This window comes from Herbaspirillum sp. Her3, from assembly GCF_057961275.1.
Genome location: NZ_CM176328.1, coordinates 233,768 through 254,324, shown reverse-complemented (window position 1 = coordinate 254,324; position 20,557 = coordinate 233,768). Strand labels below are relative to the sequence as shown.

Below are 20,557 nucleotides of genomic sequence, written 5' to 3'. Positions count from 1 at the left end.
GCAAACAGGACATCCATGCCAAAAATCGTCTCCGCCAACCTCAACGGAATCCGCTCGGCCGCCAAGAAGGGCTTTTTCGAGTGGCTGCAAAAGGAAGCGCCGGACTTCGTGTGCGTGCAGGAACTGAAGGCCCAGGCGGCCGACATGACCGATGAATTCCTGGCCCCGGCCGGCTACGTCGGCCATTTCCACTATGCCCAGAAGAAGGGCTACTCGGGTGTGGGCGTCTACAGCCGCCGCCAGCCGGACTCGGTGCGCATCGGCTTTGGCAATACCGAATTCGATGACGAAGGCCGCTATGTCGAATGCGACTATGGCGACCTGACCGTGATCTCGCTCTATGCGCCTTCGGGCTCCTCCAGCGAGGAACGCCAGGAAGCCAAGTTCCGCTTCATGGAAGCCTTCCTGCCGCACCTGATGGAACTGGAAAAGAGTGGCCGCGAAGTGGTCATCTGCGGCGACTGGAACATCGCCCACAAGGAAATCGACCTGAAGAACTGGAAGAGCAACCAGAAGAATTCGGGCTTTTTGCCGGAAGAACGCGCCTGGATGACGCGCATTTTTGACCAGTTGGGCCTGGTGGATGTGTATCGCCGCCTGCATCCGGAGACCACCGGCGAAGCCTACACCTGGTGGAGCAACCGCGGCCAGGCCTGGGCCAACAACGTGGGGTGGCGTATCGATTACCACGTCGCCACGCCGGGCATCGCCGCCAAGGCGGTGAGTGCGGCGATCTACAAGGAACAGCGCTTTTCGGATCATGCGCCGTTGACGGTGGTGTACAGCGACTGAACAAACACGGAAAAACACCCACCCACCGTTCGGGCTGAGTAGCGGCACAGCCGCGTATCGAAGACGCAGCGGCCGTTGCGACGGACGGCGATCCTTCGATACGGCCCTGCGGGCCTACTCAGTCCGAACGGGGATAGGTGAAAAATCGTTCGCAAAAAAACAAAGCCCTCGCACCGTGAAATGCGAGGGCTTTGTCGTTTCCGGCCGGCCGGAAATCAGGCGTCAGGAGCCGCCGCCTTCTTCGGCGTCGCCTTGCGCAGGGCCGGCTTCTTGGCAGCCGCCGCCTTGGTCTTGGTGGCAGCGGTCTTGGCCGTCGTCTTCTTGGCGGCCGGCTTGGCGACTGCCTCATCGGCACCGTCATCAGCCTCCGCTGCTGCCGCCTTGCCCTTGGCAGGTGCCTTGGCCTTGCGTTCCTCGAACTCGAAGCTGATCTTGCCATCCTTGCCACGCACCAGGAAAGCCTTGAAAGGCCGGCGCGTGCGCTGCGAGATGAAGCCCGGCAGCAGATCGGTCTTGCCGTCGTTCAAGAGCTTGGCCATCTGCTCCGGCAGGATTTCCTGCTGCAGGATGATGCGGCTGCTGCGGAAGTCGCAGGCCTTGGGCTTGGCGACGGTCTTTTCGCAGACATAGGCCAGGCCCATTTCGTAGACGCCGCTGCCGCACTTGGGGCAGGCGCCCAGCGGGGTCTGCTCGCTGAAGTCGACCGGTTCGCCGCCTTCGCCTTCGGACTGATCCTGGCCGAAGTCGAATTCCAGCTTGAAGTTCTTGATCTCTTCGTCGCGCGAAATCTTCAGGATGGCCGCGAACGGACGGCCCATCTTGGAACGGAAGCCCTGCAGCGGGCCGATGGTGCGGTTCTGCAGCAGCTCTTCCACTTCGGCGATCTCGAACTGACGACCACCGGGCACCTTGCTCATCGAGAATTCGCACTTGGTACAAGCGAAGCGGCGGTAATTTTCCTTCACCACGCCACCGCAGTTGGGGCAAGGCGTCTTCAGCGTCGCGTAGTCGCCGGGGATGGTGTCGTTGTCGTATTCCTTGGCGCGCTTGACGATGATCTGGGTCATCTGCGCGATCTCGCGCATGAACTCGTCACGGCTGATCTTGCCGCGCTCCATCTGGGCCAGTTTGTGTTCCCACTCGCCGGTCAGTTCGGGTTCGGTCAGTTCATCCACGCCCAGGCCGTGCAGCAGCGTCATCAGCTGGAAGGCCTTGGCGGTGGGCATCATTTCACGCCCTTCGCGGATCAGGTACTTTTCGTTGAGCAGACCTTCGATGATGGCCGCGCGCGTGGCCGGCGTGCCCAGGCCCTTGCCAGCCATCGCTTCGCGCAGTTCATCCGAATCCACCAGCTTGCCCGCGCCTTCCATGGCCGACAGCAGCGTGGCTTCGGTGTAGCGGGCGGGCGGTTTGGTGACCAGGCCGTTGGCGGTGACCTTGTCGGTCTTGACCTTCTCGCCCGGGGCCACGGCCACCAGGTTGCCGCCGCCTTCCTTGTCCTTGTCGTCTTCCTCGACCTGCTTGCCGTAGATGGCCAGCCAGCCGGGGTTGATCATGACCTTGCCTTCGCTCTTGAACTGGTGGCCCGACACTTCCGTGAAACGGGTGGTCACCTGGAACTCGGCCGGCGGGAAGAACACCGCCATGAAGCGGCGCGTCACCAGGTCGTAGAGCTTCTGTTCCGGCTCCGACAGGTTCTTGGGCACCTGGGTGGTCGGGATGATGGCGAAGTGGTCGCTGATCTTGGTGTTGTCGAAGATGCGCTTGTTGGGCTTGACCCAGCCTTGCTTCAGGATCTGCTTGGAGAACTGGTGGTAGTTGTTGTTCTCCGCCAGCGCCTCCATGGTGTCCTTGACCGTGTTGATGTAGTCCTCGGGCAGGTGGCGCGAATCGGTACGCGGATAGGTCAGCACCTTGTGCTTTTCATACAGCGCCTGGGCCAGGCCCAGGGTGTTCTTGGCCGAGAAGCCAAAGCGCGAGTTGGCCTCGCGCTGCAGGCTGGTCAGGTCGAACAGGCCCGGCGACATCTGCGTGGTCGGCTTGGATTCCTCGGTGACGTTGCCCTGCTTGTCGCGGCAAGCGGCCACGATGGAGTCCGCAGCCGCTTTGCTCCACAGGCGCTCGGGGCGCTTCTCGGGGTCGGCTTCATCCTTCTTGTGCCCCTTGTCCAGCCAGCGGCCCTTGTAGATGCCGGCCGCGCAGACGAACTCGGCGTGCACTTCCCAGTAGTCGCGCGGGACGAACTTCTTGATCTTCTCTTCACGCTCCACCACGATGGACAGGGTTGGCGTCTGCACGCGGCCCACGGTGGTCAGGTAGAAGCCGCCTTCCTTGGAGTTGAAGGCGGTCATGGCACGAGTGCCGTTGATGCCGATCAGCCAGTCAGCTTCGCTGCGGCAGCGCGCGGCATTGGCCAGCGGGAGCATTTCTTCATCATCGCGCAGATGGGCAAAGCCCTCGCGGATGGCGCCGGGGGTCATCGATTGCAGCCACAGGCGCTTCACCGGCTGCTTGGCCTTGGTGTATTGCGCGATGAGGCGGAAGATCAGTTCACCTTCGCGGCCCGCGTCACATGCGTTGATGAGGGTGGTCACATCCTTGCGCTTGATGAGCTTGGAGAGCACCTTCAGGCGCGATTCGGTCTTGGCGATGGGGTTCAGCGCAAAGTGCGGCGGAATCATGGGCAGATGCGTAAAACTCCACTTGCCGCGCTTGACGTCGTATTCCTCGGGAACTGCGATTTCCAGCAGGTGACCGACGGCCGAGGACAGGATGTACTCGTCGGATTCGAAATACTCATCGTGCTTGGTGAAGCCGCCGAGCGTCTTCGCGATGTCGTTCGCGACAGAGGGCTTCTCGGCAATGATGAGGGTCTTGCTCATAAGTATGGGTCTCGGTGTTGAGAGGTCAGTTGCTGGCGAGTTGCGGACGATGCACCAGCCTCACGTGGGGCCGGACCGTCCTAAAACAACGCCATGCCATCCCAGGCGGGAAACGATGGCGGCAACGAGCTTGGCAAGTGGCCGGCGTTTCATTGCCTGTGGACAACGGAATTTTTATATAGTAGCCAATATCGGGCCAATGCGGGGGAATGATAAGCGTGATGCAAATGAAACGGCAAGCACAAGGGCTTGCCGTTTCGATGATTCATCCGCTTTCTTGCTCATTCATGCCGGTCTTCATTTATATGAAGCAAAGGCACGAAGATGCGGCGTCAGCGCGTTGTCAGCAAGGCTCCCTCCCAGCCCTGGCGGACATTGCGGACATGCGGTTTCAGTGCAGCAGGCGCGGTTCGGTGTCGTCTTCGTCGAGGAACAGTTCCTCGAACATCAGACCGTCCGGTTCCTTTCCCTGGCTCCACAGGACCATCAGCACGATGACCTTGAGCTTTTCCAGGCCGACCGGCGCTTCACCGGCGGCCAGGGCGCGTTCGATGACGATCTCGCGCTGGATCGGGTCCAGCATCTTGGCCGATTCGAGGAACTGGATGAAACCGATGGCTTCCACGCCCAGGACGTCACTTTCCTGGTGCGCATAGATACGCGTACCGAAGGAAAAAGCCGTCTGTCGAGGATAGTTGTCGGCGAACTCATGATTGGCGACTTCAAGATCAGTCAGCCATCCGAGTGCCTGGGAGATTTCATCTTCTTCGAAACCAATCGCGGACAGCTTCTTGACGAGCGCCTCGGGTTCGGGGCAGGCATCAGGGCGATAGTAGGTTTCGTACAGGTAAACGAGGACATCAAACATGTTCGTACTCTATCGCGAAGGTTATGAATGTACAAGTCAGCCAAGTCCAGTATGGCAGGATTTGCGGCGCTGCGGGGGATTAATTTCTTCACCCCAGACGACGATAACGTGCACCGGGCAACAGCTCGACCGCACCCTGCAGTTCCAGTGTCAGCAATATTCCTGCCAGCGCCGCCACGTCCAGCCCGCAGCGCTGTGCGAGGCTATCGGCATCCAGCGGATCGTGGCCCAGGCTCTGCAGTACGACGCGCATTGCCGGATCGTCATCTTCGCGCTGTTGCTGTGCGTTCACGCACGCCGGGGCAGTTTCCTGGATGACAGCTTGACGACCCGGCAATGCGGGCCAGGGCGGCATCTCGTCGAGGATGTCCTGCGTGGTCTCCACCAGCTTGGCACCCTGGCGGATCAGCTGATGGCAACCCTTGGAGAGCGGCGCATGAATCGAGCCGGGAATGGCAAACACGTCGCGGCCCTGCTCGGCTGCCATGCGCGCGGTGATGAGCGACCCCGACTGGGCCGCTGCCTCCACCACCAGTACCGCGCGCGACAGGCCCGAGATAATCCGGTTGCGGCGCGGAAAGTTGGCCGCCAGCGGCGGCGTGCCCAGCGGATATTCACTGACGATGCAGCCGCCCTCGGCGATGCGCTGCGCCAGTGCGCGGTTGCGCCGGGGATAATCCAGATCGATGCCGGTGCCGATCACCGCCACCGTCGAGCCGGCCCCGCTGAGTCCACCCGCATGGGCGGCAGCATCGATGCCCAGCGCCAGCCCGGAGACGATGGTGATGCCGGCGTGGCTCAACTCTTCCGAAAAGCGCGCCGCATGCATCACGCCCTGGGTGGTGGCGTTGCGGCTGCCGACCACGGCCAGGGCGTTGCCCGCGAGCAGCGCCGGATTGCCGCGCAGATACAGCAGCAAGGGCGGATCGGCAATCTGCAGCAGGCCGGGCGGATAGGCCGCATCGGCCAGCGTGACCACGCACTGCCCCGGATGCCGGACCCAAGCCAGCGTGGCCGCGATGCGCTCGCATTGCTGCGCCGTGGGCGCACGCAACAAGCTGGCCGCCACCGGCGCCGGCACCGCCTCGCGCAGCGCCTGGGCATCGGCCTGCCAGAGATTGCCCGGCAAGCCGAACACCGACAACAACCGGCGCGCCAGCACCGGACCGATGCCGTCGGTCATTGCCAGGCGCAGCCAGTGCGCCAGATCGGCGCACGCTTCATGGAAATGCTCTTGCATGACAGAAAATGAAGTTTTGTGCATCTGCCGCCCGCTCAAGGCCGTGCGGCGCGGCTCTCCGGGCGGGCCGGGGGCTTGCTGTGATACACTTTTCCAATTGATCGGGAAACCGTTGGCCGCCGGGCCATGCAGCACACGCCAGCCAAAGAGGGCAATTGTGCTGCCGCCGCGCTTGAAGCGTCGCGCTCCGGCCACATTTACACGATAAATCCCGAAATGAATTCCCTGGATACTCGCAAAATGACGAGATCCGGACCGAACAAGGTCCCTAGGGCCTGTTCACATTTAATCTGCGAGTGCGAGAGGTCGCCAAGCGTTGACTGCCTAGGCGCGGCGACGCGCCGTAGTGGTGCTACGGCAAGGAGCTGCAACAACGGCAGGCGACGCTTGGCGGCCTCTCCCGGAGGGTTGCCCCCAGAAGGCGCGCTGGCCGCGTTGCACGTCAGGGCTGGTGGAACCACCACCAGCCCTGACGCGCGCCTTGCCACCACGCCTTCTGGGGGCAACGCATCTCGCAGATTAAATGTGAACAGGCCCTAGACCCAACTCCACGCTTACCGAGAACCATCGTATGGCCCTGCTGAACATCCTCCGTTATCCCGATCCGCGCCTGCACAAGATCGCCGCCCCCGTAACCGTCTTCGACGAGCGCATCAAGAAGCTGGTGGCCGACATGGCCGAGACCATGTATGCCGCCCCCGGCGTGGGCCTGGCCGCCACCCAGGTGGACGTGCATGAACAGGTGGTGGTGATCGACGTTTCCGAGGACAGCAAGCACCTGCAGGTCTTCATCAACCCCGAGATCACCTGGGCCAGCGAAGAAAAGCGCGTCTACGATGAAGGCTGCCTGTCGGTGCCCGGCATCTACGACGGCGTGGAACGCCCGGCCCGCGTCAAGGTGCGCGCCTTCGACGCCGACGGCAAGGCCTTCGAGCTGGAAGCCGATGAACTGCTTGCCGTGTGCATCCAGCATGAAATGGATCACCTGAAGGGCAAGGTCTTCGTCGAATATCTCTCGCCGTTGAAGCGCAATCGCATCAAGACCAAGCTGCAGAAGGAAGAGCGCGAGATGAAGAAAAAGGCTGGCTAAGGCTGGCCCAGACTCTCCAGCCCCGCGCAATGCATAGGCGAAAACGCCGGCCAGGCATCCACCTGGCCGGCGTTTTTCATGGGCGCGACGCTGCGCACGCGTTCATACGAACGCCAGGCAACCGCCGCAGCAAGGCCAGCACCGACTGGGCGGCCAGCGATGAGGTCCTGGGATTGGCCGAGGGCGCGGCATCCATCGAGAAACGCAGCAATCCGCTGTCGGCTTGCACCTCGACCTCATGCCGGTTGGTGCGCGCATGCGGATCAAGCCACAGTTCCACCATGGTGCGGTGCGCGCCCACACCGGCAAGGGCCAGCGCCGCCGCCACATTGAGGTTGTCAGGGAAGAGTTGGATGGCGTCGGCCGCCGTGCCGGCGAAGACCTGGGTCGGCCTGGTGAGCGATTGCACATCGATGCCCAGTTGCGTTATCCCGGGAGCGCCACGCAGCGCTGCCGCAGGCTTGGTGGTCACCAGGCGCACCGCATCGATATGCCCCTCGGCCATGGCTGCCACGGCATCGAGCCCACCGAGTGCACCGCTGGGGATATGGATCTGAGCGCGATATCGTTGCCACAGCAGCGCCAGCTCCGGCGAGGACACGAAAGCTCCCGCGCTCAGCGCCACCAGTTTCCGGCCAGACGCCAGCACAGGGGCGGCAATCTCCCGCAGCACCTGCGGCCCGGCGCACTCGACCACGACTTCGCCGTAATCGGCAAGACAGGCCAGCGCGACACAGGCGGGAGGGTGCGCCAGCACACGCAGGCGTTCAGCTGCGCCCGCCAGATCTCGCGTGGATACCGCAGAGAGCATCACCCCCGGCATCCCTTTGTCGATGGCATCGGCAACGGCCCAGCCGATGGCGCCAAGACCCGCAATGGCTACGTTCATCCCAGACTCCCCTGACGATTGAATCAGCCTATTCTAGGAAGCCTGGCACTGGCTGACAAATGACTATAATGGCGCATGCATTCCTTGAAGTCATGCATGTGATGATGGCAATGCCCCACCATTCTTGCTTCCCGCCATGAACAAACTCCCGCCATTGACTGCCTTGCGCGCCTTCGAGGCAACTGCCCGGCTGCTGTCTTTCACCGCCGCTGCTGACGAACTGCATGTGACCCAGAGCGCGGTGAGCCGCCAGGTGCGCATTCTGGAAGAGTATCTGGGCCAGACGCTGTTTGTCCGGCTCACCCGGCGCATCGAGCTCACCAGCGCGGGCGCGGCGTACTTTGTGCAAATACGCCAGGCCTTCGAGAGCATCTGCGCAGCGGGCGACCAGCTGCATGGACGGCGACAGCGCCGCACGCTGTCCGTAGGCGTGTTGCCCGGCCTGGCCTCCTTGTGGCTGGTGCCAAGGCTGGAGCTGTTCTGGCGTGACAACAAGGAGATCGATGTCAGTATCGTCGTGGCGACCGGCGCGGCAGACTTTCGCCGCACGTCGCTGGATATGTCGATACAGGTAGGCAGCCTCCCCGGTGCGGCCAGCCAGGGCTTGCCACTGAAGAAACGCATGGCCGTGGATTGGCACGAACTGCGTGCCGACCTGCTGTTCCCGGATGCCCTGGTGGCGCTCTGCCATCCGCGCCTGTGGCGCCAGCATCCCGTCAGGAGCGTGGCCGACCTCAGCCAGCATCGGCTGATCCATACGGCCATTCGTCCCGATGCCTGGGCGGATTGGTTGCGCCAGTACGGTCGCCGCCTCAGTGCGCAACAGGCTGGCATGGAATGCAGCCAGTATCCCGTGGCGCTACAGGCCGCGATGAATGGCGAAGGCATTGCCCTGGTGCCGTCGGTACTGGCCGACAGTTTCGATCCCGAACACCGCCTGCGCCGGCTCTTCGACGGCCCCACCCCCAGCGCCGGGCAATACTACCTGCTCACGCCGGGCGATCGTTACGAAGACGGCGCGGTACGGCGCTTCAGGCAATGGCTGCTGGCACAGGCGCACGCGATGGGCTGAGCAGGACGCATCATTGGCAGCGAGAAGCACACAGCACTGCAAAGAAGTGCTGCTGACATTGATCCGCTCAAGACACCACGAAGCGATACACCCCATCCTCCCCCAGCATCCGCCTGAGCGCACCGTCAAACCAGAGCTTGTGCAAGTGGGCCACGGCCTCGCCCAGCGCAAAGGACAACTGGTGCGTATCCAGCGGCCGCTTGAACATCACCGGCAGGATATCCACGCCCGTCTGCGGCGTAGCGCAGGCTTCCAGCACTTCGGCCAGACGCTCGCGGTGATGATCGTTCAACTGTCCGATACGCGTATGCAAGCCACGGAAGGGCTTGCCATGCGAAGGCAGTACCAGCGCATCGGCCGGCAAGTGGTCGTATTTCCTCAAGGAATCCAGATACTGCTGCACCGGATTGCTCTCCGGCTCGATGGCAAACACCGAGACGTTGGTGGAGATGCGCGGCAACACCATATCCCCCGAGATCAACACGTTGAGCGCCGCGCAATACAGCGACACGTGTTCCGGCGAGTGCCCGAACCCGGTAATGATTTCCCAGTCCCGCCCGCCGATGCGCACCGCATGGCCATCCTGCATGCGGTGATACGCACGCGGCACCGACGGTACCAGGTCCTGGTAATACGTATTGCGCCCTTGCAGCATGGCTACCGTCTCGGGATCCACGAGCCCATGGCGCTGGAAATGCGGGGTCGCCGCCGTGCCCTCCGCCCCCGGCAAGGCTGCCGACATCACGCGTGCAAAGGCATACTCGCCGGTACTCATCCAGAGCGGCGCCTGCCAGCGCTGGCACAGCCAGTCGGCCAGGCCCACATGGTCCGGATGACAATGCGTGACCAACACGCGCACGATGGGCAGGCCCTCGAGTTCCTCGGCGAAGATGCGCTCCCAGGCGTGGCGCGTGGCCTCAGTGGCGATGCCGCAATCGACCACGGTCCAGCCGCGCTGGCGACCCTGCGGTGTTTCCACCTCGTCCTCCAGCAGCCAGAGATTGATGTGATTCAGCGCAAAGGGCAGCCCCATGCGCAGCCAGCGCACGCCCGGTGCCACCGCCATCGTATGGCCGGTGTCGGGCAGGGTGTCGCCGAAGGCGTAGTCGAGCTGGGATTCAAGAGCATTCATCAGTAAGCCTGGCGATCATCGAGAGGGGGAATCATAAGCTGCCGCGCCAGCCCTGCATTTTTTGCTGGACGACAGGGCACAATATACTTTACGTTAACGTAAAGTGCCAGACCAACCCAATCCATCCGTCCCATGCCCACCTACACCATCACCGAACTGGCGGAAGAATTTGCGATCACGCCGCGCGCGATCCGGTTCTACGAAGACCACGGCATCCTCAATCCCAAGCGCGAAGGCGTGGGCGGACGGCATCGCGTCTATCCGGCGCGCGAACGCACGCGCCTGAAGCTCACGCTGCGCGGCAAGCGCCTGGGCTTTACGCTCTCCGAGATCAAGGACCTGATCGACATGTACGAGTCGCCCAAGGATACGCAGCCGCAACTGCAGCGCTTCCTGGGTCTCTTGCAGCAGCACCGCGAAAAACTGGAACAGCAGCGCGAAGACCTGGAACTGACCCTCTCCGAAATTGCCGCCCACGAAGAGGAATGCCGGCAATTGCTGGCCGAGGCGAAACCGAAAACCAAACGCAAGGCGATAGCGGCCTGACCTATACGGAAGAAAGAGGCCATCACGATATCGCCATTGACGTTAACGTCAAGCAACAACACCACATCATCAGAACAATAATTTCCCAACACCCAACGAGGAGACATCCATGATCCACCTGCCCGGCCTCACCTTCGACCACGGCGAGGACATCGCCGCCCTGCGTGAGGCGGTCGCCGCTTTCGCGCACACCGAGATCGCGCCGCGCGCGGCCGAGATCGACCGCAGCGACCAGTTCCCCATGGACCTGTGGAAGAAGCTGGGCGAGCTGGGCGTGCTGGGCATCACCGTGGGCGAGGAATATGGCGGCGCCGGGCTGGGCTACCTGGCCCACATCATCGCCATGGAAGAAATCTCGCGCGCCTCGGCCTCGGTGGGGCTGTCCTACGGTGCGCATTCCAACCTGTGCGTCAACCAGATCAAGCGCAACGGCAACGAAGAGCAAAAGCGCAAGTACCTGCCCAAACTGATCTCGGGCGACTTCATCGGCGCCCTGGCCATGTCCGAACCCAATGCCGGCTCCGACGTGGTGAGCATGAAACTGCGCGCCGACAAGAAGGGTGACCGCTACGTGCTCAACGGCAGCAAGATGTGGATCACCAATGGCCCCGATGCGGACGTGCTGGTGGTCTATGCCAAGACTGATCTGGACGCAGGTGCACGCGGCATGACCGCCTTCCTGGTGGAAAAGGGCTACAAAGGATTTTCGGTCGCACAGAAACTGGACAAGCTCGGCATGCGCGGCTCCCACACCGGCGAGCTGGTGTTCCAGGATTGCGAAGTGCCGGAAGAAAACATCCTGGGCGGCATCGGCCGTGGCGTCAACGTGCTGATGTCCGGCCTGGACTTCGAGCGCAGCGTGCTCTCGGGCGGTCCGCTGGGCATCATGCAAGCCTGCATGGACGTGGTGGTGCCTTACGTGCATGACCGCAAGCAGTTCGGCCAAGCCATCGGCGAGTTCCAGCTGATGCAGGGCAAGCTGGCCGACATGTACTCCACCATGATGGCCTGCAAGGCCTACGTCTATGCGGTGGGCCAGGCCTGTGACCGCGCCGACAGCGCCGACAAGGTGCGCGCCCTGCGCAAGGATGCCGCCGGGGCCATCCTCTACTCGGCCGAGAAGGCCACCTGGATGGCCGGAGAAGCAATCCAGTCGCTGGGCGGCAATGGCTACATCAACGAGTATCCCGTAGGCCGCCTGTGGCGCGACGCCAAGCTCTATGAAATCGGCGCCGGCACCAGCGAAATCCGCCGCATGCTGATCGGCCGCGAATTGTTTGCCGATACCCTCTGAACACGACATCCCTTTTTCAACCACACTGGACATCATGAGCAACCCCATCGATTTCTACTTCGACTTCAGCTCGCCCTACGGTTATTTCGCTGCCGTGGAGATCGACAAGCTGGCCGCGAAATACGGCCGCAGCGTCAACTGGCACCCCATTTTGCTGGGCCCCATCTTCAAGGCCCTGGGCACCAATTCGCTGGCCAACATCCCGGTCAAGGGCGAGTATTCGCGTCACGACATGGAGCGCACCGCGCGCTTCCACAACATCTTCTACAAGGCACCGAGCAACTTCCCCATCGGCACGCAGGTCGCGGCGCGCGCCACGCTGTGGGTGCAGCAGACCCAGCCGGCCAAGGCGGTGGACCTGATCAAGACCCTGTACAGCGCCTACTTCACCGAAGACATCGACATCAGCGTGCCCGAGCACGTGCTGCGCATCGCCGCCGACGCGGGCATCGACCGTGCTGCGCTGGAAGCGGCGCTGGCCTCCCCCGACCTGAAGGAACAACTGCGTGCGGCCACCGAAGCCGCAGGCAAGGCCGGGGTATTCGGCTCGCCCTTCATGATCGTCGATGGCGAACAATTCTGGGGCTTCGACCGCTTCACCCAGCTGGAAGCCTTCCTCAAGAACGGAAAGATCTGATGAGCACCAGGAAAGACAAGTCCGGCCACGGCCGAACTGCTGATGCGCTCGCGCTACAGCGCCTTCGCCCTGCGCGACGAAGCCTACCTGCGCGCTACCTGGCATCCCGACACCTTGCCGGAAGAAGAGCTGACCAGCGAAACCGACGTCAAGTGGATCGGCCTGGACATCAAGAAGCACCAGCACGCCAGCGGCAGCGATGAAGCCACCGTCGAATTCGTGGCGCGCTTCAAGGTCGGCGGGAAAGCACACCGCCTGCACGAGATCAGCAACTTCGTGCGCCAGCCCGACGAGAACGGGCAGGCCCGCTGGTACTACGTGGATGGGCGGTTTCCGGACGGGTGACGTTTTCTGCACCCTGCGCCCGCCTGCCGTGCGCCTGACCGCCCGAGAGCACAACAAGAAACTGAACAGAGAGACGAAAAACCATGCCGCAGATTGAAAGCAAGCTCAACCCGCGCAGCGAGGAATTCCAGCACAACCGCGACGCCATGCAGCGCATCGTCGACGACCTGCGGCAGAAGGTGGCCGCCATCGCCGAAGGCGGCGGCCCGGCCGCACGCGAGAAACACGTGGCGCGCGGCAAGCTGCTGCCGCGCGAGCGCGTGCAGATGCTGCTGGACCCCGGCACGCCCTTCCTCGAATTCTCGCAGCTGGCGGCCTACGGCATGTACCGAGAAAAGGATCGCGACGGCAACCTCAAGGATGCCGCGCCCTCGGCCGGCATCATCACCGGCATCGGCCGCGTGGCCGGGCAAGAATGCGTGATCGTCTGCAATGACGCCACCGTCAAGGGCGGCACCTATTACCCGATGACGGCCAAGAAGCACCTGCGTGCGCAAGAGATCGCCGAATTCAATCACCTGCCCTGCATCTACCTGGTCGACAGCGGCGGCGCCAACCTGCCCAACCAGGATGAGGTCTTCCCCGACCGCGACCACTTCGGCCGCATCTTCTACAACCAGGCCAACCTGTCGGCCAAGGGCATCCCGCAGATCGCCGTGGTGATGGGTTCCTGCACGGCAGGCGGTGCGTATGTACCGGCCATGAGCGATGAATCCATCATCGTCAAGGAACAGGCCACCATCTTCCTGGCCGGCCCGCCGCTGGTGAAGGCGGCCACGGGCGAAGTGGTGACGGCCGAAGAACTGGGGGGTGGCGACGTGCATACGCGGCTCTCGGGCGTGGCCGATCATCTGGCGCAAGACGATACCCATGCACTGGCCATTGCCCGCAACATCGTCAGCCACCTCAACCGCCGCAAGCCGCAGCAACTGGCCTTGCGCGAAAGCGTGGAACCGAAGTATCCGGCCCATGAACTGTATGGCGTCATCCCGACCGATACCCGCAAGCCCTTCGACGTACGCGAAGTGATCGCCCGCATCGTCGATGCCAGCGCGTTCGATGAATTCAAGGCGCGCTACGGCACCACGCTGGTGTGCGGATTTTCACACCTGCACGGCATGCCGGTGGGCATCATCGCCAACAATGGCATCCTGTTTTCAGAAGCGGCGGAGAAAGGCACGCACTTCATCGAACTGTGCTGCCAGCGCAAGATCCCGCTGGTCTTCCTGCAGAACATCACCGGCTTCATGGTCGGCAAGAAGGCCGAGAACGAAGGCATTGCGCGCCATGGTGCAAAAATGGTCACCGCCGTCTCCACCGCCAAGGTACCCAAGCTCACCGTCATCATCGGCGGCAGCTTCGGCGCGGGCAACTATGGCATGTGCGGCCGCGCCTTCTCGCCGCGCTTTTTGTGGATGTGGCCCAATGCGCGCATCTCGGTGATGGGCGGGGAACAGGCCGCCAGCGTGCTGGCTACCGTCAAGCGCGACGGCATCGAGGCGCGCGGCGGCAGCTGGAGCGCCGAGGAAGAAGCCGCCTTCAAGGAACCCATCCGCGCCCAGTATGAAACGCAGGGCCATCCTTACTATGCCTCGGCCCGCCTGTGGGATGACGGCGTGATCGATCCCGCCGATACGCGCCAGGTATTGGCGCTGGGATTGTCCGCCGCCCTGAACGCCCCCATCGAAGAGACCCGATTCGGCGTGTTCCGCATCTGAACCGCGCCACCGAGGAGACACCATGTTCACCAAGATCCTGATCGCCAATCGCGGCGAAATCGCCTGCCGCGTGGCCGCTACTGCGCGCCGCATGGGCATCGCCACCGTGGCCGTGTATTCCGATGCCGACGCGCACGCCAAACATGTGGCCGCCTGCGACGAGAGCGTGCATATCGGCCCGGCACCCGCCAAGGAAAGCTATCTCTGCGCCGACAAGATCATCGCTGCCGCGCTCGCCACGGGCGCACAGGCGATCCATCCCGGCTATGGCTTCCTGTCGGAGAACGCCGGATTCGCCCAGGCTTGCGCCGACGCCGGCCTGGTCTTCATCGGACCACCGGCCTCGGCCATTGATGCGATGGGCTCGAAATCCGCCGCCAAGGCGCTCATGGAAAAAGCCGCCGTGCCGCTGGTACCCGGCTATCACGGTGAGCGTCAGGAGAGCGATTTCCTGCGCGATGAAGCGGATCGCATCGGCTATCCCGTGCTGCTTAAAGCCAGTGCGGGTGGCGGCGGCAAGGGCATGCGCGTGGTCGAGCGCAGTGAAGATGTTGAGGCTGCATTGGCGTCCTGCAAGCGCGAGGCCATCTCCAGTTTCGGCGATGACCGCGTGCTGGTGGAAAAATACCTGACCCGTCCGCGCCATATCGAAATCCAGGTCTTCGCCGATGGCCACGGCCATTGCGTCTATCTGTTCGAGCGCGACTGCTCGGTGCAGCGCCGCCACCAGAAGGTGCTGGAAGAAGCCCCCGCGCCCGGCATGAGCGAGGACCGCCGCGCGGCCATGGGCCAGGCAGCCGTCGCCGCCGCGCGTGCAGTCGGCTATGTGGGAGCGGGCACGGTGGAGTTCATCGCCAACCAGGATGGCAGCTTCTACTTCATGGAGATGAATACCCGCCTGCAGGTCGAGCATCCCGTCACCGAAATGATCACCGGCCTGGATCTGGTGGAATGGCAATTGCGTGTAGCGGCCGGCGAAGCGCTGCCACTGCAGCAGGAGCAGTTGCGCATCCACGGCCACGCCATCGAGGCACGCATCTATGCAGAGAATCCCGAGAAGGGCTTCCTGCCCGCCATCGGCACGCTCACCCGCATGCGCAGTGCGCCCGCTGTGGAATTCGCGCTGGCCCAGCCCGGTGCTACGCAACCGGCAGCCGTGCGCATCGATGCGGGCGTACGCGAGGGCGATGCCATCTCGCCCTTCTATGATCCGATGATCGCCAAGCTCATCGTCTGGGGCCCGGACCGCGACGCGGCACTGCGCAACATGGCGCGTGCGCTGGCGCAGTACCAGGTAGTGGGGCTGGCGACCAATATCGGCTTCCTGCAGCGGCTGGTGACGGGCCAGGCATTTGCCACGGCCGATCTCGATACCGGCCTGATCGAACGCCACCGCGATGCGCTCTTCCCTGCGCCCATCAAGCCCGCGCCGGATACGCTGGCGCTTGCCGCTGCTGCCCTGCTGCAACAGGAGCAGCGCAGCCAGCCCAACGGCGATCCCTGGGCGCAGACCCATGGCTGGCGCCTCAATATGCCGCTGCGCCGCACGCTGGCCTTCGAGGATGAATCGGGCCACAGCAGCGTGCAGATCGAATACGCCGGCGATGGCCAGCACTGGCAATTGCAGATCGACGGCAACACGCACACCCTCGCATTGCATGAAGGTAGCGCAGACAGCCTGCTCATCAATCTGGATGGCCGCACCCTGCGTGCCGACGTGGCGCGTGACGGCGAATGGCTGCACCTCTTCGATGGTCGCAGCCAGCACACCTTGCGCTATCTCGACCCCATGGCCCACGCCGGCCATGCCGAGGCCGAAGGCGGACGCCTGACCGCGCCCATGCCTGGCAAGATCGTGGCGCTGCTGGTGAACCAGGGTGCCACCGTCACACAGGGCACGCCGCTGCTCATCATGGAAGCCATGAAGATGGAACACACCATCGCCGCCCCGGCCGCCGGCACCGTCGAAGCGCTGCGCTATGCCGTCGGTGACCAGGTAGCGGAAGGCGCGCAGCTGCTGGACTTCAAGGCCGCCTGAGCGCCGCGCCATGACAACCGCCGCGCTGCCTCTGCCACCCTCCCTGCACGTGCTGGAACGTGGCTGGCTGTCGTCCAACAACGTGCTGCTGTTCGGCCGCGATGAAGTCGCCATGATCGACAGCGGCTACGTCACTCATGCCGAACAGACGCAGACCCTGGTGCGCCACGTGCTGCGCCAGCGCGGGCGGGCGCGCATCGATGTGCTGCTCAATACCCATCTGCATTCCGACCACTGCGGTGGCAATGCCGCGCTGCAGGCCGCGCACGGCTGCCGCATCGCCATCCCCGCTGCCGAGGATGACAAGGTGCGCCGCTGGGATGAAGCGGCCCTGAGCTACCGCGCCACCGGCCAGCGCTGCCCGCGCTTTGCGCATGACCAGCTCATCCGCAGCGGCGACGTGCTGCACCTGGGCGACCTCGACTGGACCGCACTGGCCGCCCCGGGCCATGATCCGCATGCGCTGCTGCTGTATTGCGCACAGGAAGGCGTGCTGGTCTCGGCCGATGCCTTGTGGCGCAATGGCTTCGGGATCATCTTCCCCGAGCTGGACGGCGAATCTGGCTTTGACGAAGCGCGCGCCACGCTGGAGCTGATCCGCAGCCTTGAGGTGCGCACCGTCATTCCCGGCCATGGCGCGCCCTTTACCGAGGTCGATGATGCGCTGGAGAAGGCCTTCTCGCGGCTGGATTTCCTGCAGGCCGACCCGCTGCGCAATGCGCACAATGGCATCAAGGTATTGGTGAAATTCCTGCTGCTGGAGCGGGGCCGCATCCCGCTGGCGCAGTTGCCGGCGATGATGCGGGAGATCCCGCTGCTGCGCATCACCAATGCGCGCTTCCTGCAGATGGAGGAAGCGGCATTGGCCGACTGGTGCGTGGCGCAACTGGAGAAGGCGGGCGCCGCCATCAGCGACGGCACCTGTCTGCTGGACCGCTGAATGCGCGCTCGCGCGGCAGAGGGGGCGGGGGTGCTGTTATCATTTCCGGCTTGTCCTGTTGCCGGCCTTGCGCCTACTTTTGATCACCATGAACGATACCGCTGCCGCCCTGCCCTCTTCCGCCCAACGCATTGCCGACCTGCTCGCCACGATGGGCCATGACAAACCGGTCGTGATGCTGCCCTCGACCGGCCGCACCTCCGCCGAAGCCGCTGCCGCCGTGGGCTGCAGCGTGGCCGAGATCGCCAAGTCCATCATCTTCCGCCGCGTGGCCGACGATGCGCCGGTGCTGGTCATCGCCAGCGGCGCCAACCGCGTGGACGAAGCCAAGGTCACCGCGCTGACCGGCCCGCTCGGCAAGGCCGATGCCAAGTTCGTGCGCGACACCACCGGCTATGCCATCGGCGGCGTCTGCCCGATCGGCCACGTGGTCAAGCCGGTGATGCTGATCGACCGTGATCTCTTCAACTTCGATAGCGTGTGGGCGGCGGCTGGCCATCCGCATGCCGTCTTCAACCTGACCGCCGCGCAGCTGGAGAAGATGACCGGCGGCACGGTGGCCGACGTGCGCCTGGAAGCCAGTTGATCCTGTCCGCCGCAGCCCACGATTGCTTGTAACGCCCATGGAGACCCGCATGATGAGCCTGCCCAAGAAAGTCAAGATCGTCGAAGTCGGACCGCGCGACGGTTTGCAGAACGAGAAGGAAACCATTTCCGCCGAGGTCAAGATCGAGCTGGTCAACCGGCTGTCGGCGGCTGGTTTCCCCAACGTGGAGGCGGCGTCCTTCGTCTCGCCCAAGTGGGTGCCGCAGATGGCGACCTCCGGCGAAGTCATGCAGGGCATCACGCGCAAGCCGGGCGTGGTGTATTCCGCGCTGGTGCCCAACATGAAGGGCTTCGAGGCGGCACTGGCAGCGGGTGTGGATGAGGTGGTGATTTTTGGCGCGGCCTCGGAGGCGTTCTCGCAGAAGAACATCAATTGCTCCATTGCCGAATCCATCGAACGCTTTGCCGAGGTAGCCAAGGCAGCCAAGGATCACCGCAAGCGACTGCGTGCGGCAGTGAGCTGTGCCTTTGGTTGCCCGTACCAGGGCGAAGTGCCGCTGGACGCGGTGGCGGACGTGGTGCGCCGTTTCCGTGAACTGGGCTGCGACGAGATCGACATCGCCGACACCATCGGCGTGGCCACGCCGGACAAGGTGCGGCCGGTGATGGAGACGGCGATTCGGGAATTCCACATCGAAGGACTCTCGGGGCATTTCCACGATACCTATGGACAGGCGCTGGCCAACATCTATGCCAGCCTGCAGACGGGCATCAGCATCTATCACGCTTCGGTCGCCGGGCTGGGCGGCTGTCCTTATGCCAAGGGCGCGACCGGGAATGTGGCGACGGAAGACGTGCTGTACATGATGAACGGGCTGGGCATCGAGACCGGCATTGATCTGGATGCGGTGGTGGACGCCGGGCAGTTCATCTCGCAGCACCTTGGGCGCAAGTCGGTGAGCCGGGCGGGGAATGCGATTGCGGCCAAGCGGGCGAACTAACCCGGTACCGACTTCATTAGTAGAAGCTGTAGCCGAGGCCGACGCTGACGGTCGTGTATCTGGACTCACTCTTCGGCTCGTAGTAGGTCACGCCGTCAGCGGTAGTGACGTTCCCACTGCGGCCATAGTTGAAGGCGCGATAGTCAACACCTGCATTGGCATGCAGCGCATCTGTAAGCGCGTAGTCGAGAGACAGACCGACCCGATAAAACGAAGAATTCCCGAGCCCCGCAGAGAACGCATCGCTCGGTGCAAATCCGCTATTGTTATTGGCTACGTCGATGCTGGAACCGCTTGTGCGCCCGACCGTTCCGGTGGCCGATACGACCAGTTTGTCGATGACGTTGGACTGGATCATGGCGCCGATGCCGTACCATGAATTCTTGTAGGTCTCACCGGCATTGACGCCACGGTCCCATTCGTGATGGCCGATTTCGGCGAACGGGGTCACCAGCCATTGCGGGTTGATGGGGAAACCGGCCCCCCAGCGCAGGCTGTAGTCGGTAACGGTTGCGCCTGAGGTCGCGGTCACCGATCCGTAGTTGCCACCGCTGATCAATGACCCCACATAGTTGGTATTGCCGTTGGTCCGGCTATACGCCAATTGCAGGTAATCATTGCCGAACCAGAGGTCCCGCATCACCGAGGCTGTAATGGCGAAGCCTGGCACATGTCCGTTCTCCGTGTCGAGGACCGCACCCGAGTCGTCCTTCTCCGTGTAATCGACCTTGCTGGAAATGTATTGGAGATTGACCTGGTTGTTGACCGAGAGGATGTCCTTGGTCTGGGCGCAGGCGTTCAGCGAGAAAGCGGCAGAAAAGGCAAACAGGGTGGCCAGGCGGGTGTTCAAGTCTTTCTCCTTGGTTCGATGCAGGCGGCGGTGATCAGGGAGGTGGATCGCCCTGGCTCGGTTGCTGGGATGAATCAGGAGGAATTCTAGGGGCTACAGGATTTGGACATGCCTGCTTGTACGGAAATTTTCTGTCGTTAAGGTGGTCTTTGCAGGTTGGGTTGTTGGCGTTAGGCCAAGGCAGGTGGCTGATATGCGGATTCAGTTCAAGCTGCGACTGCAGAGGCGCCTAAGGGCACAGTTACTTACTTCTTAAGCCACGGACCAAAACTCGACGGTTCATCACTCAACATCCCTGCTTTGCGAAGCGCTCTTGGTAGATAAATCAGACTCCATATCAATATGAGGAGAAAGAGCGGCAACCCAAGGTAGAGAATCGCGACTTTCTCGTCCAATTTAAAGACCACCTTAAAAATTCCGGCAACCAAGAGTGCCCATCCTCCGGAGAGAATGGACATGCATCCAACTACCACTAACCTCTGCAATTTTGCATAAAGTCTAGACCAGTTCATTTCCCACCTATTTTGTCGTGAGTGCTATCAACAGCATTATTTCAAGAGTGGAAAATATCCAGTGCAGAGGTGAGCTTTTTTCCTTATACGGAACACGCTCATCATCGACCCCTCATCACCCGCCTTGATGCCGGATTGCTCAATCACGCTGGCGTAATGGCTTCT

The 20,557-nt window shown here is 62.9% G+C and carries 17 protein-coding genes and 1 pseudogene; 12 read left to right on the top strand and 6 right to left on the bottom strand.

All coding sequences use genetic code 11. The features are described 5' to 3' along the window. Positions 1-15: 15 nt before the first annotated feature. The gene (locus tag ACVC5H_RS01150) at positions 16-792 is read left to right on the top strand and encodes an exodeoxyribonuclease III (RefSeq protein ID WP_044531587.1); all 777 of its coding nucleotides are present in this window, start codon (positions 16-18) and stop codon (positions 790-792) included. A 215-nt stretch (positions 793-1,007) separates the two neighbouring features. Here ACVC5H_RS01150 and ACVC5H_RS01145 read toward each other — a convergent pair whose 3' ends face one another. From ACVC5H_RS01145 to dprA, 3 genes are all read right to left on the bottom strand, one after another. After that, on the bottom strand, positions 1,008-3,674 hold the full coding sequence (locus ACVC5H_RS01145) for a DNA topoisomerase III (RefSeq protein WP_489620592.1): 2,667 nt from the start codon (positions 3,672-3,674) through the stop codon (positions 1,008-1,010). 391 nt (positions 3,675-4,065) lie between these two features. Continuing rightward, positions 4,066-4,542: a Smg family protein gene (locus ACVC5H_RS01140; protein ID WP_338717242.1), complete on the bottom strand. Its 477-nt coding sequence runs from the start codon at positions 4,540-4,542 to the stop codon at positions 4,066-4,068. 88 nt (positions 4,543-4,630) lie between these two features. Further along, entirely contained in the window at positions 4,631-5,782 is a 1,152-nt protein-coding gene (gene dprA / locus ACVC5H_RS01135; RefSeq protein WP_489620591.1) for a DNA-processing protein DprA, read from the bottom strand. Between the two features lie 571 nt (positions 5,783-6,353). Between dprA and def the strand changes: the two genes are divergently transcribed. Continuing rightward, a complete protein-coding gene (gene def, locus ACVC5H_RS01130) occupies positions 6,354-6,872 on the top strand; it encodes a peptide deformylase (RefSeq protein ID WP_489620590.1) in 519 nt (172 codons plus the stop codon). A gap of 76 nt (positions 6,873-6,948) precedes the next feature. Here def and ACVC5H_RS01125 read toward each other — a convergent pair whose 3' ends face one another. Next, the gene (locus ACVC5H_RS01125) at positions 6,949-7,761 is read right to left on the bottom strand and encodes an aspartate dehydrogenase (RefSeq protein ID WP_489620589.1); all 813 of its coding nucleotides are present in this window, start codon (positions 7,759-7,761) and stop codon (positions 6,949-6,951) included. A 136-nt stretch (positions 7,762-7,897) separates the two neighbouring features. Here ACVC5H_RS01125 and ACVC5H_RS01120 point away from each other — a divergent pair, with 136 nt between their 5' ends. Next, positions 7,898-8,833 carry a LysR substrate-binding domain-containing protein gene (locus ACVC5H_RS01120; RefSeq protein ID WP_489620588.1) on the top strand — a complete coding sequence of 312 codons (936 nt, stop codon included), beginning with the start codon at positions 7,898-7,900 and terminating at the stop codon, positions 8,831-8,833. A gap of 67 nt (positions 8,834-8,900) precedes the next feature. On the opposite strand, the gene ACVC5H_RS01115 is transcribed toward ACVC5H_RS01120, so the two are convergent. Then, positions 8,901-9,965 (bottom strand): MBL fold metallo-hydrolase, encoded by a 1,065-nt coding sequence (locus ACVC5H_RS01115; RefSeq protein WP_489620587.1) that lies wholly within the window; start codon positions 9,963-9,965, stop codon positions 8,901-8,903. A gap of 132 nt (positions 9,966-10,097) precedes the next feature. Here ACVC5H_RS01115 and ACVC5H_RS01110 point away from each other — a divergent pair, with 132 nt between their 5' ends. The 9 genes and pseudogenes from ACVC5H_RS01110 to ACVC5H_RS01070 all read left to right on the top strand — a co-directional run bounded on the left by ACVC5H_RS01110 (position 10,098) and on the right by ACVC5H_RS01070 (position 19,030). Beyond that, on the top strand, positions 10,098-10,511 hold the full coding sequence (locus tag ACVC5H_RS01110; RefSeq protein WP_489620586.1) for a MerR family transcriptional regulator: 414 nt from the start codon (positions 10,098-10,100) through the stop codon (positions 10,509-10,511). A 109-nt stretch (positions 10,512-10,620) separates the two neighbouring features. Then, positions 10,621-11,805, top strand: coding sequence for an isovaleryl-CoA dehydrogenase (locus ACVC5H_RS01105; protein WP_489620585.1), 1,185 nt, complete (start codon positions 10,621-10,623; stop codon positions 11,803-11,805). A gap of 34 nt (positions 11,806-11,839) precedes the next feature. Then, positions 11,840-12,442: a 2-hydroxychromene-2-carboxylate isomerase gene (locus tag ACVC5H_RS01100; RefSeq protein ID WP_489620584.1), complete on the top strand. Its 603-nt coding sequence runs from the start codon at positions 11,840-11,842 to the stop codon at positions 12,440-12,442. Between the two features lie 9 nt (positions 12,443-12,451). Further along, positions 12,452-12,787, top strand: a pseudogene (locus ACVC5H_RS01095) (YchJ family protein); the annotation flags it as partial. Between the two features lie 83 nt (positions 12,788-12,870). Then, the gene (locus ACVC5H_RS01090; protein ID WP_489620583.1) at positions 12,871-14,505 is read left to right on the top strand and encodes a carboxyl transferase domain-containing protein; all 1,635 of its coding nucleotides are present in this window, start codon (positions 12,871-12,873) and stop codon (positions 14,503-14,505) included. A gap of 22 nt (positions 14,506-14,527) precedes the next feature. Next, a complete protein-coding gene (locus ACVC5H_RS01085) occupies positions 14,528-16,543 on the top strand; it encodes an acetyl/propionyl/methylcrotonyl-CoA carboxylase subunit alpha (RefSeq protein WP_489620582.1) in 2,016 nt (671 codons plus the stop codon). Positions 16,544-16,553: 10 nt separating this feature from the next. Continuing rightward, entirely contained in the window at positions 16,554-17,483 is a 930-nt protein-coding gene (locus ACVC5H_RS01080) for an MBL fold metallo-hydrolase (protein WP_489620581.1), read from the top strand. Between the two features lie 88 nt (positions 17,484-17,571). Next, a complete protein-coding gene (locus ACVC5H_RS01075; RefSeq protein ID WP_489620580.1) occupies positions 17,572-18,069 on the top strand; it encodes a YbaK/EbsC family protein in 498 nt (165 codons plus the stop codon). 52 nt (positions 18,070-18,121) lie between these two features. Continuing rightward, entirely contained in the window at positions 18,122-19,030 is a 909-nt protein-coding gene (locus ACVC5H_RS01070) for a hydroxymethylglutaryl-CoA lyase (RefSeq protein WP_489622635.1), read from the top strand. A 16-nt stretch (positions 19,031-19,046) separates the two neighbouring features. Here ACVC5H_RS01070 and ACVC5H_RS01065 read toward each other — a convergent pair whose 3' ends face one another. Then, positions 19,047-19,880, bottom strand: coding sequence for a hypothetical protein (locus ACVC5H_RS01065; protein WP_489620579.1), 834 nt, complete (start codon positions 19,878-19,880; stop codon positions 19,047-19,049). Between the last annotated feature and the right edge of the window lie 677 nt (positions 19,881-20,557).